Source organism: Streptomyces sp. NPDC037290, assembly GCF_055603245.1.
In genome coordinates, this window is the sequence record NZ_JBVJVZ010000001.1 from 816,282 (window position 1) to 832,011 (window position 15,730).

Sequence of the window (15,730 nt, forward strand, 5' to 3'; positions counted from 1 at the left end):
TGCGGATCTCCACCCTTGTGTACTGCGGGCGGAGTAGGCCCCGGACAAGGAAATGGACCCTGGGCCTACGGATCGGCCCTCGGTCATGGCTCAGGGTGTGGGGGTGGGCGCTCACCTGCGTCCCTCCGCCGCTTCTGCCGCTCACCGAAGAGAGACCCTGACCCATGTCCTGGCTGTCGAGATTCAGCCTTCGCCAACGGGCCCTGATCGGCCTGATGTCGCTCGTCGCGCTCGTCTTCGGGCTGATCGCGATACCCCAGATCAAGCAGCAGCTGCTGCCCACCATCAACCTGCCCATGGTGTCGGTGATCACTCCGTACCAGGGTGCCTCGCCCGACGTGGTCGAGAAGCAGGTCGTCGAGCCGATCGAGAACAACCTCCAGGGCGTCGACGGCGTCACCTCGGTCACCTCCACCGCCCGTGAGGGCAACGCCGTGATCATGGCGTCCTTCGACTACGGCAACGACACCAAGCGGATCGTCTCGGACGTCCAGCAGGCCGTGAACCGGGCCCGCAACCAGCTCCCGGACGGCGTCGACCCGCAGGTCATATCCGGCTCCACCGACGACATGCCGACCGTAGTCCTCGCCGCCACCTCCGACAAGGACCAGCAGGCGCTCGCGGACCAGCTCGACCAGACCGTCGTACCCACCCTGAAGGACATCGACGGCGTCGGCCGCGTCCAGGTCATGGGCGTCCGCGACCTCCAGGTCACGGTCACCCCGGACGACGCGAAGCTCGCCCGGGCCGGCCTCACCTCCGCCGCGCTCGGCCAGGCCCTCCAGGCGGGCGGCGCGACCGTCCCGGCCGGCTCCTTCGACGAGAACGGCGCGAACCGCACCGTCCAGGTCGGAGGCGGCTTCACCTCGCTGCGGCAGATCCAGGACCTGATGGTCACCGGCCCGAGCGGCGGCAAGCCCGTCCGCCTCGGTGACGTGGCCACCGTCAGGGAGCAGCCGGCCCCGGCCGACTCCCTCACCCGCACCGACGGCAGGCCCAGCCTCGCCGTCAACGTGACGATGGACCACGACGGCAGCGCGGTCACCATCTCGAACGCGGTCAAGGACAAGCTGCCCGGCCTGCGTGAGCAGCTCGGCGCGGGCGCGAGGCTCACGGTCGTCAGCGACCAGGGGCCGGCCGTGTCGAAGTCCATCAAGGGCCTGACCACGGAGGGCGCGCTCGGCCTGCTCTTCGCGGTCCTCGTCATCCTGGTCTTCCTGGCGTCGATCCGCTCGACGCTGGTCACGGCGGTCTCCATCCCGCTGTCGGTCGTCCTGGCCCTGATCATGCTGTGGACGCGCGGCCTGTCGCTGAACATGCTCACGCTCGGCGCGCTGACCATCGCCATCGGCCGGGTCGTGGACGACTCGATCGTGGTCCTGGAGAACATCAAGCGCCACCTCGGCTACGGCGAGGAGCGCAGGGACGCGATCCTGAACGCCGTGCGCGAGGTGGCCGGCGCGGTCACCTCCTCCACCCTCACCACGGTCGCCGTGTTCCTGCCGATCGGCCTGGTCGGCGGCATGGTGGGCGCCCTGTTCGGCTCGTTCAGCATCACCGTGACGGCGGCCCTGCTGGCCTCCCTCCTGGTGTCCCTGACGGTCGTGCCGGTGCTGTCGTACTGGTTCCTGCGCGCCCCGAAGGGCACCCCCGAGGACGCCGAGGAGGCCCGCCGCAGGGCCGAGCAGAAGGAGGCGAACAGCCGCCTGCAGCGCGCGTACGTCCCGGTCCTGCGCTTCGCGACACGCCGCCGCCTCACCAGCGTGCTGATCGCGATCGTGGTCCTGGTCGTCACGTTCGGCATGGGCGGCCTGCTGAAGACGAACTTCTTCGACCAGGGCGACCAGGAGGTCCTCACGGTCAAGCAGGAGCTGAAGCCGGGTACGAGCCTGGCCGCCACCGACGCGCAGGCGAAGCGGGTGGAGAAGCTGCTGGCCTCCACCGAGGGCGTCAAGGACTACCAGGTCACCGTCGGCTCCTCCGGCTTCATGGCGGCCTTCGGCGGCGGCACCGACACCAACCAGGCGTCCTACCAGGTGATGCTGAAGGACTCGAAGTCGTACGACACCGTGCAGAAGCACCTCGAGGACGGCCTGAAGAAGCTCAAGGGCATCGGTACGACCACCGTGTCGGCCGGTGACGGCTTCGGCAACCAGAACCTGAGCGTGGTGGTCAAGGCCTCCGACCCCGGGGCGCTGCGGACGGCGGCCGCACAGGTCCGCTCCGCGGTGGCCGGGCTCGACGGCGTCACGGACGTCACCAGCGACCTCGCGACCAGCGTGCCGCGGATCTCCGTGAAGGCCAACGCCAAGGCCGCGGCGGCCGGGTTCGACGACCAGAAGCTCGGTGCCGCGGTCGCCCAGGCGGTACGCGGGACGACGGCGGCGAAGGCGATCCTCGACGACACCGAGCGCGATGTCGTCGTGCGGTCGGCGAAGCCCGCGACGACGCTGGCCCAGCTGAGGGCACTGCGCCTCGGCCCGGTGAAGCTCGCCGACATCGCCACGGTGAAGCTGGTGGACGGCCCGGTGTCGCTGACCCGGATCGACGGCCGGCGTGCCGCGACCATCACGGCCAAGCCGACGGGTGACAACACGGGTGCGATCAGCACCAAGCTCCAGTCGAAGATCAAGGCGCTGAAGCTCCCGGCGGGCGCGAAGGCGGAGATCGGCGGCGTGACCTCGGACCAGAACGACGCGTTCAAGAACCTGGGCCTGGCCATGCTGGCGGCGATCGCGATCGTCTTCATGCTGCTGGTCGCGACGTTCCGCTCGCTGGCCCAGCCGCTGATCCTGCTGGTCTCGATCCCGTTCGCGGCGACGGGCGCGATCGGCCTGCTGGTGGCCACCGGCACCCCGATGGGCGTCCCGGCGATGATCGGCATGCTGATGCTGATCGGCATCGTGGTGACCAACGCGATCGTGCTGATCGACCTGATCAACCAGTACCGGAGGCAGGGCTACGGCGTGGTGGAAGCCGTAGTGGAGGGCGGCCGCCACCGTCTCCGTCCGATCCTGATGACGGCCCTGGCGACGATCTTCGCCCTCCTCCCGATGGCCCTGGGCGTCACCGGCGAGGGCGGCTTCATCGCCCAGCCGCTCGCGGTGGTCGTCATCGGCGGTCTGATCACGTCGACGCTGCTGACGCTGCTCCTCGTCCCGACGCTCTACGCGATGCTCGAACTCCGCAAGGAGCGGCGGGCGAAGAAGCGGGCGGCCGGGCGAGAGGTGAGGACCGAGCGGGTGCCGGAGCCGGCCGGAGTCTGACGGCATGCGAAAGGGCCGGATCTCGCAGGAGATCCGGCCCTTTCGTGCGTGCTAGGGAAGCGCCAGCATCCGTTCCAGCGCCAGCTTCGCGAACGCCTCGGTCTCCTTGTCGACCTCGATCCGGTTGACCAGGTTGCCCTCGGCGAGGGACTCCAGGGCCCAGACCAGGTGGGGCAGGTCGATGCGGTTCATGGTCGAGCAGAAGCAGACCGTCTTGTCGAGGAAGACGATCTCCTTGCCCTCCGGCGCGAAACGGTTCGCCAGGCGGCGGACCAGGTTCAGCTCGGTGCCGATGGCCCACTTGGAGCCGGCCGGGGCGGCCTCCAGGGCCTTGATGATGTACTCCGTCGAGCCGACGTGGTCCGCGGCGGCGACCACCTCGTGCTTGCACTCCGGGTGGACCAGGACGTTCACGCCCGGGATGCGCTCGCGGACGTCGTTGACCGAGTCCAGGGTGAAGCGGCCGTGGACCGAGCAGTGGCCGCGCCACAGGATCATCTTCGCCGCGCGCAGTTCCTCCGCCGTCAGGCCGCCGTTCGGCCTGTGCGGGTTGTAGACCACGCAGTCGTCCAGGGACATGCCCATGTCCCGGACGGCGGTGTTGCGGCCGAGGTGCTGGTCGGGCAGGAAGAGGACCTTCTCGCCCTGCTCGAAGGCCCAGTCCAGGGCGCGCTTGGCGTTCGACGAGGTGCAGATGGTGCCGCCGTGCTTGCCGGTGAACGCCTTGATGTCGGCGGAGGAGTTCATGTACGACACGGGGACCACCTGCTCGGCGATCCCGGCCTCGGTCAGCACGTCCCAGCACTCCGCGACCTGCTCGGCCGTCGCCATGTCGGCCATCGAGCAGCCGGCGGCGAGGTCGGGCAGGACCACCTTCTGGTCGTCGGACGTCAGGATGTCCGCCGACTCGGCCATGAAGTGCACACCGCAGAAGACGATGTACTCGGCCTCCGGGCGCGCGGCCGCGTCCCGGGCCAGCTTGAAGGAGTCACCCGTGACGTCGGCGAACTGGATGACCTCGTCGCGCTGGTAGTGGTGGCCGAGCACGAAGACCTTGTCACCGAGCTTCTCCTTGGCCGCGCGGGCGCGCTCGACCAGGTCGGGGTCGGACGGCGACGGCAGGTCACCGGGGCACTCGACGCCCCGCTCGCTCTTCGGGTCGGCCTCACGGCCGAGCAGCAGCAGGGCGAGCGGAGTCGGCTGCACGTCGAGCTCCGGGGTCTGGGCGGTGGTCACGACACGCACCCTTTCTACTTTTCGTCTAACTGACGCTATCTATCATAACCGGTTCACGTCACTTTGACGATGGCCATAGCGTCCATGTGACGTGAATCCCGCTCGGGTCCCTCCACAGGCCGCTGCCGCTGCCGACGGGCATGTGCGAGCATGAAGTCAGAAGTAAGAACGCGACAACGCGACTGCCCGGCCCGGAATGAATCCGCGGAAGTGCCGGTTGCACTCGTCGGCAAGCAGTCTCCGTACAACCCGGGAGAGATGTAGATGTCCGTATCGGACGAGACCACCACCGTCACCGACGGCATCATCCTGACCGACGCCGCCGCGGCCAAGGTCAAGGCCCTGCTCGACCAGGAAGGCCGCGACGACCTCGCGCTGCGTGTCGCCGTCCAGCCCGGCGGCTGCTCCGGCCTGCGCTACCAGCTCTTCTTCGACGAGCGCTCGCTCGACGGTGACGTGGAGAAGGACTTCGGCGGGGTCAAGGTCGTCACGGACCGCATGAGCGCTCCGTACCTGGGCGGCGCCACCGTCGACTTCGTGGACACGATCGAGAAGCAGGGCTTCACGATCGACAACCCGAACGCGACCGGCTCCTGCGCCTGCGGCGACTCCTTCAGCTGAGCCGGCGGGCCCTCACGGTCCGACGGAGTGAGAAAGGCGGCGGCCCCCTTCGCGGGGACCGCCGCCTTCACGTTTCCGCGACCGGGCCCGGCCAGGGGTCAGCGGGCCTGGGGTGACGCGTCCGGCCGCAGCGAGCCCGGCCGGGCCCGCGGGATCCGTGCGCCGTCCACCCCGACCACCGTCCGCCCGTCCAGCGGCGCGTCCAGCCGTACGGTCTTCACGTACTCCTTGGCGATCAGCACGCACACCTTGTCCGGCCAGGGCGTCTCGGTGACCGTGACCGTCACCCGCTCGGCGCTCTCCTTGGCCGTGGCCCGGTAGTCGGCGCACACCCCGCCGAAGAAGCTCACCTTCAGCTCCCGGTCGTCGGCCGTGTACCCGGTGACCTTCACGGTGTGCGTGCGGCGGGGCCCAGGCGCCGTGCTCGGCCCGCCGGAGGGAGAAGCCGACGCCAGATACCGGGGATCGACCGCCGGATACGTCACCGTGGACGTGCCCTGGCCCCCGGCCCCGCGCACCTCGAACAGCCAGGACGGCACCAGCGTCTGCCGCCCGGCGACGGAGTGCGTGGCCAGCCCGAACACCGCCTTGTCCACGGTCACCCGGTCCGCCGCCTGCTTCGGCACCCCCGTGGACGCCCCGCAGGGCTGCTCCAACCGGTCCTTCAGCGGCATCGGACTGGCACAGCCACCGATCCCCATCCGGTGGTCGCCCTTGGGAGCCGCGTTCATCAGCTTCAGCGTCCTCGTCGCGCTCAGCACGGGATACGCGGCGCCCTTCACCGGCGCTCCCAGCAGCCCGTGCCCGCCGGCCAGCTCGCCCTGCCGGTCCACGGTCAGGCCGGTCGTCCAGCCGTACGTCGGCAGCCCACCGACCACCGGATCGGCGTTGACCACCCGCTGGGTACCCATGACCTGGCTCGCGTCGATCTTCGCGGCGTCCAGCCCGGCCGCCTTCAGCGCCGGCGCGGCGGCCTCCGTCGCCTTCGCCACGCTCACCGGACCGCCGGTGGGACCCATCGGGTCGTGTGCGCACAGGGGCCCCTTCCGGCAGTCGTCGGTGCCCGGCGCGTACCGGCTGTACGACCAGCTGCCCGGCGCGTCCCGGTTCACCTGAAGGCTCGGCCCGGAGCCGTCCCTGCCCCCGACCCGCCAGATCCGTCCCTCGGCCACCGGAGCGCCGTCGACACCGAGCGCCCTGGCCAGCCGGACCACGGCGTCCTTGCCGACCTCGCCCCTCGGCACGTACACCGGCGCGGAGCCGGGGCCGGCCGGCAGCTCGCCCCGGGCCACGTAGGTCGCGCCGTACGGGTCCGGCTCGCCCGGCGCGACACCGCCCGTGCCGCTCCAGCCGTCCAGGGCCAGCGGCGGGGGAGGGGCGCCGTCGCCGGCCGTACGACCGCCGGAGTCACTGTTCGACGCGAGATAGGCGCCACCGCCGCCGACCAGCAGCACGGCGGCGGCGACACAGACGACGGCGAGCCGCGACCTCCGCCGCGCCGCACGCCCGTCGTCCGCACCGTCTTCCGCGCCGTCGTGCCCCGGAACGACAGCGCCGTCAGAGTCGGGCTTCCCGGAGTCCTCGGAGCCCTCGATGCCCCCGCCGCTCCCGGGGCTCTCAGCGCTCTCGGCCGGCTCGGAGCCCTCGGGTTGCTCGCGGTTCTCGGGTTGCTCGGTGTTCACCGCATCGCTCCTCGCTGGTCGTATCCCGCATCCCCCACCTGAGGGACGGCGATGGGACGCGCGAGGGGAGCGTGCGGTTCCCTGCGGAATGCGCCCCGAGCGTCAGTCGCCGTAGTCCGACATCGCGTCCAGCAGCCGCGCGGAGCGCGCCGGCACGGTCACCCCGTGGATCAGGGACGGCGGCACCGGCCGGGACTCGGCGTGCTCGGGAACCGCCCAGTGCGGAGCCATCCGGGCGCAGTCGCCGCGCAGCGCGGCAAGGTCGCCCTCGAGGTCGGCCGGGGCGGCGGAGCGGAATTTGAGGTTCGTCATGACCGCACGGTAGGCCTGCTTCCGCCCGCGAAGAAAGATCTACTATCGGGTAGTTTCGCCAGCTACAGCCCCGGCGGCCGACCGGGTAGCGTGAACTGTCAATCCCGCCTCCCGCAGGAGAATGCCGACGTGCGCATCGCAGTCACCGGCTCCATCGCCACCGACCACCTCATGACCTTCCCCGGCCGCTTCGCCGACCAGTTCGTCGCGGACCAGCTGCACACGGTTTCGCTGTCCTTCCTGGTCGACAACCTCGACGTGCGCCGCGGCGGCGTCGCCGCGAACATCGCCTTCGGCATGGGGCAGCTCGGCACCGGGCCGATCCTGGTCGGCGCGGCCGGCTTCGACTTCGACGAGTACCGGGCCTGGCTCGACCGGCACGGCGTGGACACCGACTCGGTCCGGATCTCCGAGACCCTGCACACCGCCCGCTTCGTGTGCACCACCGACGCCGACCACAACCAGATCGGCTCCTTCTACACCGGCGCGATGAGCGAGGCCCGCCTCATCGAGCTGAAGACGGTCGCCGACCGCGTGGGCGGCCTCGACCTGGTCCTCATCGGCGCCGACGACCCCGAGGCGATGCTCCGCCACACCGAGGAGTGCCGCTCCCGCGGGATCCCCTTCGCCGCCGACTTCTCCCAGCAGATCGCCCGGATGGAGGGTGAGGAGATCCGGATACTGCTGGACGGTGCGACGTACCTGTTCTCCAACGAGTACGAGAAGGGCCTCATCGAGTCCAAGACCGGCTGGAGCGAGGCCGAGATCCTGGCCAAGGTCGGCCACCGCGTCACCACGCTCGGCTCGCGGGGCGTACGCATCGAGCGGACCGGCGAGGACCCGATCGAGGTCGGCTGCCCCGAGGAGGAGCGCAAGGCCGACCCGACGGGTGTCGGCGACGCCTTCCGCGCGGGGTTCCTGTCGGGACTGGCCTGGGGTGTCCCGCTGGAGCGCGCGGCGCAGGTGGGCTGCATGCTCGCCACGCTGGTCATCGAGACCGTGGGCACGCAGGAGTACCAGCTGCGCCGGGGGCACTTCATGGAGCGGTTCGTGAAGGCGTACGGGGATGACGCCGGTCAGGAAGTGCGGGCTCATCTGGGCTGAGGCCCGAATCGGACACAGCACAGCGCCCCCTGCGGGGCGCTGCCTCCCGGTCGCCTTCAGGAGACCCTTCGGACCACGAACGCCGTTCCCCTGTCCGCCGGCTCCTCCCCGACGTACTCCTGCCCCCGCATCTCGCACCACGCCGGGATGTCCAGACGGGCCGCCTCGTCGTCCGAGAGCACCCGTACGGTCCCACCCACCGGCACCTGCCCGAACACCTTGGCCAGCTCGATGACCGGAATCGGGCACCGCTTGCCCAGGGAGTCGACGAGTACTTCCCCGGGGCCCTGCTGAGCGGCCTGAGCCGCGGGTGCGCCCAGCTTCTCCCGTACGCCCGCCACCACCCCCGGCAGCACCGCGAGGAACCGCTCCACGTCCTCCTCGGCCGTCCCCGCCGGCAGCGAAACGCGCACGTTCCCCTCGCTCAGCACCCCCATCGCCTTCAGCACATGGCTGGGTGTCAGGGTGCTGCTCGTGCACGACGAACCGGAGGAGACCGAGAAGCCCTCCCGGTCCAGTTCGTGCAACAGGGCCTCGCCGTCGACGTAGAGGCAGGAGAAGGTGACGATGCCGGGCAGCCGCCGCTCGGGGTCGCCGACGACCTCCACGTCCGGCACCAGCTCCGGCACCCGCGCCCGGATCCGCTCCGTCAGCTCCCGCAGCCGTACCGCCTCCTGGGCCGCCTGTGCCCGTACCGCCCGCAGTGAGGCCACGGCCGCCACGATCCCCGGGATGTGCTCGAACCCGGGCGCCCGCCCCGACTCCCGCTCGTCCACCGGCCCTTGGACGGCGAACCGCACCCCCTTGCGTACCGCGAGCAGCCCGACCCCGGACGGCCCGCCCCACTTGTGCGCGCTCGCGGTCAGCAGCGACCAGGCACCCTCGACCGGCCCCCAGCCCAGCGACTGGGCCGCGTCCACCAGCAGCGGCACCCCGGCCGCCCGGCACAGCTCGGCCACCTCGCCCACCGGCTGCACGGTCCCCACCTCGTGGTTGGCCGACTGCAGGCACGCCAGCGCGGTGTCCGGCCGCAGGGCACTCGCATAGCCCGAGGGGTCCGCGGCACCGGCCCGGTTCACCGGCACCCGGGTCACCGTGCCCCCGTCCGCCTCGAACGCCTCCGCCGAATGGAGTACGGAGGAGTGTTCGACGGAGGACACGATCAGGTGGCGTCCGACCCGGCGCCTTCCGGCCAACGCCCCCGCGACACCCGTGTGTACGGCCCGCGTACCGGACGAGGTGAACACCACCTCGTCGGCCCGGCAGCCGACGGCTTCGGCAGCCGCCTCCCGGGCGGCGTCCAGCAGCATGCGAGCCTTACGGCCCTCCCGGTACAGCCGCGCGGGATCGGCCCATCCCTCATCCAAAGAGGCCAACAGCGCCTGACGGGCCACAGGATGGAGGGGAGCGGCGGAAGCAGCATCAAAGTAGGCCATACGGCAACGCTAAACCGCCGGTCAGGGCGGCGTCCCGAAGGGGCGCGACCAGCCACAGCAGGCCCGCCGCCGCCAATCCAGCGAACCACCCGGGTTAGTAGGCCCCCCTCCCCGCGAACCCCCGGAGGGCGTCGGCTAGGGTTTGGTCCGCATAAACATCCAAACCCCTGCCCGACGCAGGGCGGCGACCGACCAGCGAGAAGACGGCCGCAGCCGACCGCGCGGGCGAGACTCTCGGGAAGGCGCTACGTGAGTCCCAACGGCTCCGACCGCTCGCCGCGGCGCCCGATGCGGCGGAAGCTGCTGCAGGCACTGACCGCGGGCCTGGTCCTGGCGACCGCAACCGGTTGCACATACAAGGACTTCCCCCGCCTTGGCATGCCCACCCCGACCACGGAAGAGGCTCCGCGGATCCTCTCCCTGTGGCAGGGCTCCTGGGCTGCCGCGCTCGCCGTCGGCGTGCTGGTGTGGGGCCTGATCCTGTGGAGCGCCATGTTCCACCGGCGCAGCCGCACCAAGGTCGAGGTACCTCCGCAGACCCGGTACAACATGCCGATCGAGGCCCTGTACACGGTGGTCCCGATCATCATCATCTCGGTGCTCTTCTACTTCACGGCCCGGGACGAGTCGAAGCTCCTGGACCTCTCCAAGAAGCCCGACGTCACGGTCAACGTGGTCGGCTTCCAGTGGAGCTGGGGCTTCAACTACGTCGAGAGCGTCCCCGGTGTCTCCGGTGACGCGAAGACCGACAAGAACCTGGACGCCATTCCGGACCGGTTCAAGAAGGACTTCCCGGCGAACGCCGGCGGTGTCTACGACGTCGGTACCCCCGGCACGCGGAACCCGCAGACGAACAACCCCGGTCCGACGCTCTGGCTCCCCAAGGGCAAGACGGTCCGCTTCGTGCTGACCTCTCGTGACGTCATCCACTCCTTCTGGGTGGTGCCGTTCCTGATGAAGCAGGACGTCATCCCGGGCCACACCAACGCCTTCCAGGTGACTCCCAACCAGGAGGGCACCTTCCTCGGCAAGTGCGCCGAGCTCTGCGGCGTGGACCACTCGCGGATGCTGTTCAACGTGAAGGTGGTCTCCCCGGCGGCGTACCAGAAGCACCTCCAGGACCTCGCCAAGAAGGGGCAGACCGGTTACATTCCCGCCGGCATCGCGCAGACGAGCCACGAGAAGAACCGGGAGACGAACAACCTGTGAGCATCCTCAACGAACCCCAGGGTGCCGCGGCAGCTGAAGGCACCGCCGACGAGCTACCGGTCAGGCGCAAGCAGCCCGGCAACCTCGTGGTGAAGTGGCTGACGACCACCGACCACAAGACGATCGGCACGCTCTATCTGGTCACCTCGTTCGCGTTCTTCCTGATCGGTGGCGTGATGGCGCTGCTGATGCGCGCCGAGCTGGCCCGGCCGGGCCTGCAGATCATGTCGAACGAGCAGTTCAACCAGGCGTTCACGATGCACGGCACGATCATGCTGCTGATGTTCGCGACGCCGCTGTTCGCCGGCTTCACGAACTGGATCATGCCGCTGCAGATCGGCGCGCCGGACGTGGCGTTCCCGCGGCTGAACATGTTCGCCTACTGGCTGTACCTGTTCGGCTCGACCATCGCGGTCGGCGGTTTCCTCACCCCGCAGGGTGCGGCCGACTTCGGCTGGTTCGCCTACTCCCCGCTGTCGGACGCGGTCCGCTCGCCGGGCATCGGCGCCGACATGTGGATCATGGGTCTGGCCTTCTCCGGCTTCGGCACCATCCTCGGCGCGGTCAACTTCATCACCACGATCATCTGCATGCGCGCCCCGGGCATGACCATGTTCCGCATGCCGATCTTCGTGTGGAACGTGCTGCTGACCGCCGTCCTGGTCCTGCTGGCCTTCCCGGTCCTCGCGGCCGCGCTGTTCGCCCTGGAGGCGGACCGTAAGTTCGGGGCCCACGTCTTCGATGCCGCGAACGGCGGCGCACTACTGTGGCAGCACCTCTTCTGGTTCTTCGGCCATCCAGAGGTGTACATCATCGCGCTGCCGTTCTTCGGCATCATCTCCGAGGTCATCCCGGTCTTCTCCCGCAAGCCGATGTTCGGCTACATGGGTCTGATCGCGGCCACCATCGCGATCGCCGGTCTGTCCGTGACGGTGTGGGCGCACCACATGTACGTCACCGGCGGTGTGCTGCTGCCGTTCTTCTCCTTCATGACGTTCCTCATCGCCGTACCGACCGGTGTGAAGTTCTTCAACTGGATCGGCACGATGTGGAAGGGCTCGCTGTCCTTCGAGACCCCGATGCTCTGGGCGGTCGGCTTCCTGATCACCTTCACGTTCGGTGGTCTGACGGGTGTCATCCTGGCCTCGCCGCCGATGGACTTCCATGTCTCCGACTCGTACTTCGTGGTGGCCCACTTCCACTACGTGGTCTTCGGCACGGTCGTCTTCGCCATGTTCTCCGGCTTCCACTTCTGGTGGCCGAAGATGACGGGCAAGATGCTGGACGAGCGCCTCGGCAAGATCACCTTCTGGACGCTGTTCGTCGGCTTCCACGGCACCTTCCTGGTCCAGCACTGGCTGGGCGCCGAGGGCATGCCCCGTCGTTACGCCGACTACCTGGCGGCCGACGGCTTCACCGCCCTGAACACGATCTCGACGATCAGCTCGTTCCTGCTCGGCCTGTCGATCCTGCCGTTCCTCTACAACGTGTGGAAGACGGCCAAGTACGGCAAGCCGGTCAACGTGGACGACCCGTGGGGCTACGGCCGTTCGCTGGAGTGGGCGACCTCCTGCCCGCCGCCCCGGCACAACTTCGTCACCCTGCCGCGGATCCGCAGCGAATCCCCGGCGTTCGACCTGCACCACCCTGAGATCGCCGCGCTCGAGCAGCTCGAGTACGCCGGTCACGGCACCGCCGTCGCGGGCAGCAAGGAGGCCGGCAAGTGAAGATCCAGGGTCGGATGTTCATCTGGCTGAGCGTCTTCATCCTGATCATGGCCATCGTGTATGGCGTGTGGTCGAAGGAGCCGGCCGGTACCACCGCGCTCTTCCTGGCCTTCGGCCTGAGCGTCATGATCGGCTTCTACCTGGGCTTCACCGCCCGGCGGGTCGACGCGGGCGCCCAGGACGACAAGGAGGCCGACGTCGCGGACGACGCGGGCGAGCTGGGCTTCTTCAGCCCGCACAGCTGGCAGCCCCTCATGCTGGGCTTCGGCGGTGCGATCGCCTTCCTCAGCATCGCGGTCGGCTGGTGGCTGATCTACTTCTCGGCCCCGTTCATCGTGGTCGGCCTGTTCGGCTGGGTGTTCGAGTACTACCACGGTGAGAACCGCACCCAGTAGCACACGAGCGCACACACCGGAAGCCCGGACACTCCATCAGGAGGGTCCGGGCTTCCGGCCTTTCCCGCCGCCGCGCCCGCGAGGCCCCCGCACTTTCCTTCTTCTGCCGTAGTGTCGATGACTCGTACGGATTACGTGCCGCGCCAGTAGGGGCGGTGTCTCATAGCGTGATCATATGAACCACACTCCGCGGACCCGCACCGTCGTCAGCTGCGCCCTGCTGGTGACCGTCCTCGGCGCGGGCGTCACCGCCTGCGGTTCGGACGGCAACCCCCTGTCGGCCAAGCCGTACGACGCAGCGGATTCGATCTCCTTCAACGGCCCCACCGACGCGGGCAGGCGGGCCGATCCCGACAAGCCCCTCGAGGTCACCGTCGACGACGACGGGCGCATCACCGACGTCACCGCCCAGGACTCCACAGGGCGCTATGTGACGGGCGAACTCACCGCCGACGGCAGCCGCTGGCACAGCACCTCCCCGCTGGCCGCCAACGCCCACTACACGGTCACCGTGAGCACCGAGGACGACGACGGCGCACCCGGCCGCAAGGTCTACACGTTCGACACCACCAAGCCCAGCGGCAAGAAGCGCCTGAACGTCACCTTCGGGCCGGACGCGGGCCAGTACGGCGTGGGACAGCCCATCACCGCCCAACTCGACCAGGAGGTCAGGGACAAGGCGCAGCGGGCCGTCGTGGAACGCGCCCTCAGGGTGGACGCCACGCCGGCCGTGCCGGGCTCCTGGTACTGGGTGAGCAACAAGGAACTCCACTACCGCCCCAAGGACTACTGGCCCACCCACGCCACCATCCAGGTGCACAGCAACCTGGACGGCGTCCGGATCAGCGACCGGCTGTGGGGCGGCAGGTCCAAGCCGCTGAAGATCACCACGGGGGAGCGGATCGAGGCCGTCACGGACGCCTCGGCGCACCAGCTGACGTTCTTCGAGAACGGCAAGGTGATCAACCAGGTGCCCGTCACCACGGGCAAGCCCGGCTACGAGACCCGCAACGGCGTCAAGGTCGTACTGGAAAAGCAGTACTTCGTACGGATGCGCGGGGTCACCGTCGGCATCGCCGAGAACAGTTCCGACTCCTACGACCTGCCCGTCTACTACGCCACCCGGGTCACCTGGTCGGGCGAGTACGTCCACGCCGCACCCTGGTCCGTGGGCTCACAGGGCTACGCGAACGTCAGCCACGGCTGCACCGGCATGAGCACCGGCAACGCCGAGTGGTTCTTCGACCACATCCACGAGGGCGACATCGTCAGGGTCGTCAACTCCAACGGCGACCCGATGGAACCGTTCGGCAACGGCTTCGGCGACTGGAACGTCGACTGGAAGAAGTGGCTCACGGGCAGCGCGCTGTCGAACAGCGCCCCGGACGGCCCGGCACCCGAGGACGCGGTACGCCTCCGGCCGACGGCGGTGTGAGCGCCCTGCAGGGGCGCGGGGCCGTGTCCGGCGTGCGGCTGCCGCCGGGCGGGCGCGACGAGCCAGGAGGACCCGTCAGCCGCACCCGAACCCCGCGCCCCGGGCTCCTAGGCGCTCAGCAACCGCTTCTGACGGAGCAGAGAGGCCAGCGCGGACGCGAACTCCACCGGATCCACCGGCAGGGTCACCGCGGCGTCGGCCCGGCTCCACGTGGCCAGCCACGCGTCCTGCGGCCGCCCCATCAGCAGCAGCACCGGCGGGCAGTTGAACACCTCGTCCTTGATCTGCCGGCACACCCCCATGCCGCCCATGGGCACGGCCTCGCCGTCCAGGACGCACACGTCGATGCCCCCCCGGCCCAGCTCCCGCAGCACCGCCTCGGGCGTCGCGCACTCCACGAACTCGACGAGGGGGACGTCGGAAGCCGGCCTGCGGCCGGTGGCCAGCCGTACTTGCTCGCGGGTGTTGGAGTCGTCGCTGTAGACCAGCACCGTGGCGGTCGGCTGCATTGTTCCTCCGGGACGTCAGCGTCGTACGGACGGGACGGACAGGGCCGTTTGGGCGGATGTTACTCCCATGAACACCACGTCAACACCGCTTCGACGGGGGGCAACACTCCGAACGGCACCCCCCGGAGTGAGGGCGGGATAAGCGACCGACATAATGTCGGTCGTGGCGACAGCAACGACAGTAGAAACCGGGCACGCGCACCCGTCGGTCAACCGGCCGAACCTCACCAGCGTCGGAACCATCATCTGGCTGAGTTCCGAGCTGATGTTCTTCGCGGCCCTCTTCGCGATGTACTTCACCCTGCGATCGGTGACGGGTCCGGCGCACTGGAAGCACATGGCCGAGGCGCTCAATGTGCCCTTCTCGGCGACGAACACCACGATCCTGGTGCTCTCCTCGCTCACCTGCCAGCTCGGCGTGTTCGCGGCCGAGCGCGGGGACGTGAAGAAGCTCCGTGGCTGGTTCATCCTCACCTTCATCATGGGTGCGATCTTCATCGGCGGTCAGATCTACGAGTACACGAGCCTGGTGAAGGACGAGGGCATCTCGCTCTCCTCCGACCCGTACGGCTCGGTGTTCTACCTGACCACCGGCTTCCACGGCCTGCACGTGACGGGCGGCCTCATCGCCTTCCTGCTGGTCCTCGGCCGTACGTACATGGCCAAGAGGTTCACCCACGAGCAGGCGACCGCCGCCATCGTCGTGTCCTACTACTGGCACTTCGTCGATGTGGTCTGGATCGGCCTCTTCGCCACGATCTACCTGATCAAGTAGCGGGACCGGCTCCCGCACATCCA

General features: G+C 69.4%; 13 protein-coding genes. 8 read left to right on the forward strand and 5 right to left on the reverse strand.

Annotation, left to right across the window (positions count from 1 at the left end; all coding sequences use genetic code 11):
• The first annotated feature begins 164 nt into the window (after positions 1–164).
• Positions 165–3,266, forward strand: coding sequence for an efflux RND transporter permease subunit (locus ACZ7HQ_RS03760; RefSeq protein ID WP_470984188.1), 3,102 nt, complete (start codon positions 165–167; stop codon positions 3,264–3,266).
• A 51-nt stretch (positions 3,267–3,317) separates the two neighbouring features.
• Here the strand turns inward: ACZ7HQ_RS03760 and nadA are convergent, their stop codons facing one another.
• Complete coding sequence (nadA, locus tag ACZ7HQ_RS03765) at positions 3,318–4,502, reverse strand: quinolinate synthase NadA (protein WP_470984191.1); 1,185 nt, start codon at positions 4,500–4,502, stop codon at positions 3,318–3,320.
• 264 nt (positions 4,503–4,766) lie between these two features.
• Between nadA and ACZ7HQ_RS03770 the strand changes: the two genes are divergently transcribed.
• Positions 4,767–5,123, forward strand: a complete 357-nt coding sequence (locus tag ACZ7HQ_RS03770; protein ID WP_023551351.1) for an iron-sulfur cluster assembly accessory protein — start codon at positions 4,767–4,769, stop codon at positions 5,121–5,123.
• A 98-nt stretch (positions 5,124–5,221) separates the two neighbouring features.
• Here ACZ7HQ_RS03770 and ACZ7HQ_RS03775 read toward each other — a convergent pair whose 3' ends face one another.
• Together ACZ7HQ_RS03775 and ACZ7HQ_RS03780 are read right to left on the reverse strand one after the other, a co-directional pair.
• Positions 5,222–6,805, reverse strand: a complete 1,584-nt coding sequence (locus ACZ7HQ_RS03775; protein ID WP_470984193.1) for a hypothetical protein — start codon at positions 6,803–6,805, stop codon at positions 5,222–5,224.
• Positions 6,806–6,907: 102 nt separating this feature from the next.
• Positions 6,908–7,117 (reverse strand): hypothetical protein, encoded by a 210-nt coding sequence (locus ACZ7HQ_RS03780; RefSeq protein WP_470984194.1) that lies wholly within the window; start codon positions 7,115–7,117, stop codon positions 6,908–6,910.
• A gap of 129 nt (positions 7,118–7,246) precedes the next feature.
• Here ACZ7HQ_RS03780 and ACZ7HQ_RS03785 point away from each other — a divergent pair, with 129 nt between their 5' ends.
• The gene (locus tag ACZ7HQ_RS03785) at positions 7,247–8,221 is read left to right on the forward strand and encodes a carbohydrate kinase family protein (protein ID WP_470984197.1); all 975 of its coding nucleotides are present in this window, start codon (positions 7,247–7,249) and stop codon (positions 8,219–8,221) included.
• A 56-nt stretch (positions 8,222–8,277) separates the two neighbouring features.
• Here the strand turns inward: ACZ7HQ_RS03785 and ACZ7HQ_RS03790 are convergent, their stop codons facing one another.
• On the reverse strand, positions 8,278–9,657 hold the full coding sequence (locus ACZ7HQ_RS03790; protein WP_470984199.1) for an aminotransferase class V-fold PLP-dependent enzyme: 1,380 nt from the start codon (positions 9,655–9,657) through the stop codon (positions 8,278–8,280).
• Positions 9,658–9,906: 249 nt separating this feature from the next.
• On the opposite strand from ACZ7HQ_RS03790, the gene ctaC reads away from it, so the two are divergent.
• From ctaC to ACZ7HQ_RS03810, 4 genes are all read left to right on the forward strand, one after another.
• A complete protein-coding gene (ctaC, locus tag ACZ7HQ_RS03795) occupies positions 9,907–10,866 on the forward strand; it encodes an aa3-type cytochrome oxidase subunit II (protein ID WP_470984201.1) in 960 nt (319 codons plus the stop codon).
• A complete protein-coding gene (gene ctaD / locus ACZ7HQ_RS03800; protein WP_470984204.1) occupies positions 10,863–12,593 on the forward strand; it encodes an aa3-type cytochrome oxidase subunit I in 1,731 nt (576 codons plus the stop codon). The genes ctaC and ctaD overlap by 4 nt, the downstream gene beginning before the upstream one ends.
• On the forward strand, positions 12,590–12,988 hold the full coding sequence (locus tag ACZ7HQ_RS03805; protein ID WP_023551358.1) for a cytochrome c oxidase subunit 4: 399 nt from the start codon (positions 12,590–12,592) through the stop codon (positions 12,986–12,988). Before ctaD ends, ACZ7HQ_RS03805 begins: the two co-directional genes overlap by 4 nt.
• Positions 12,989–13,163: 175 nt before the next feature.
• Positions 13,164–14,423 carry a L,D-transpeptidase gene (locus ACZ7HQ_RS03810; RefSeq protein WP_470984206.1) on the forward strand — a complete coding sequence of 420 codons (1,260 nt, stop codon included), beginning with the start codon at positions 13,164–13,166 and terminating at the stop codon, positions 14,421–14,423.
• Positions 14,424–14,530: 107 nt separating this feature from the next.
• Here the strand turns inward: ACZ7HQ_RS03810 and ACZ7HQ_RS03815 are convergent, their stop codons facing one another.
• Entirely contained in the window at positions 14,531–14,932 is a 402-nt protein-coding gene (locus tag ACZ7HQ_RS03815; RefSeq protein ID WP_470984209.1) for a response regulator, read from the reverse strand.
• 154 nt (positions 14,933–15,086) lie between these two features.
• Here ACZ7HQ_RS03815 and ctaE point away from each other — a divergent pair, with 154 nt between their 5' ends.
• Positions 15,087–15,707 (forward strand): aa3-type cytochrome oxidase subunit III, encoded by a 621-nt coding sequence (ctaE, locus tag ACZ7HQ_RS03820; protein WP_023551361.1) that lies wholly within the window; start codon positions 15,087–15,089, stop codon positions 15,705–15,707.
• Positions 15,708–15,730: the final 23 nt, after the last annotated feature.

Excerpts from the sequence above, each read along its gene's own strand:
- ACZ7HQ_RS03760 (WP_470984188.1), top strand. The coding sequence starts at position 165 with ATGTCCTGGCTGTCGAGATTCAGCCTTCGCCAACGGGCCCTGATCGGC.
- ACZ7HQ_RS03770 (WP_023551351.1), top strand. The coding sequence starts at position 4,767 with ATGTCCGTATCGGACGAGACCACCACCGTCACCGACGGCATCATCCTG.
- ACZ7HQ_RS03780 (WP_470984194.1), bottom strand. The coding sequence starts at position 7,117 with ATGACGAACCTCAAATTCCGCTCCGCCGCCCCGGCCGACCTCGAGGGC.
- ACZ7HQ_RS03790 (WP_470984199.1), bottom strand. The coding sequence starts at position 9,657 with ATGGCCTACTTTGATGCTGCTTCCGCCGCTCCCCTCCATCCTGTGGCC.
- ACZ7HQ_RS03810 (WP_470984206.1), top strand. The coding sequence starts at position 13,164 with ATGAACCACACTCCGCGGACCCGCACCGTCGTCAGCTGCGCCCTGCTG.
- ACZ7HQ_RS03815 (WP_470984209.1), bottom strand. The coding sequence starts at position 14,932 with ATGCAGCCGACCGCCACGGTGCTGGTCTACAGCGACGACTCCAACACC.
- ctaE (WP_023551361.1), top strand. The coding sequence starts at position 15,087 with ATGTCGGTCGTGGCGACAGCAACGACAGTAGAAACCGGGCACGCGCAC.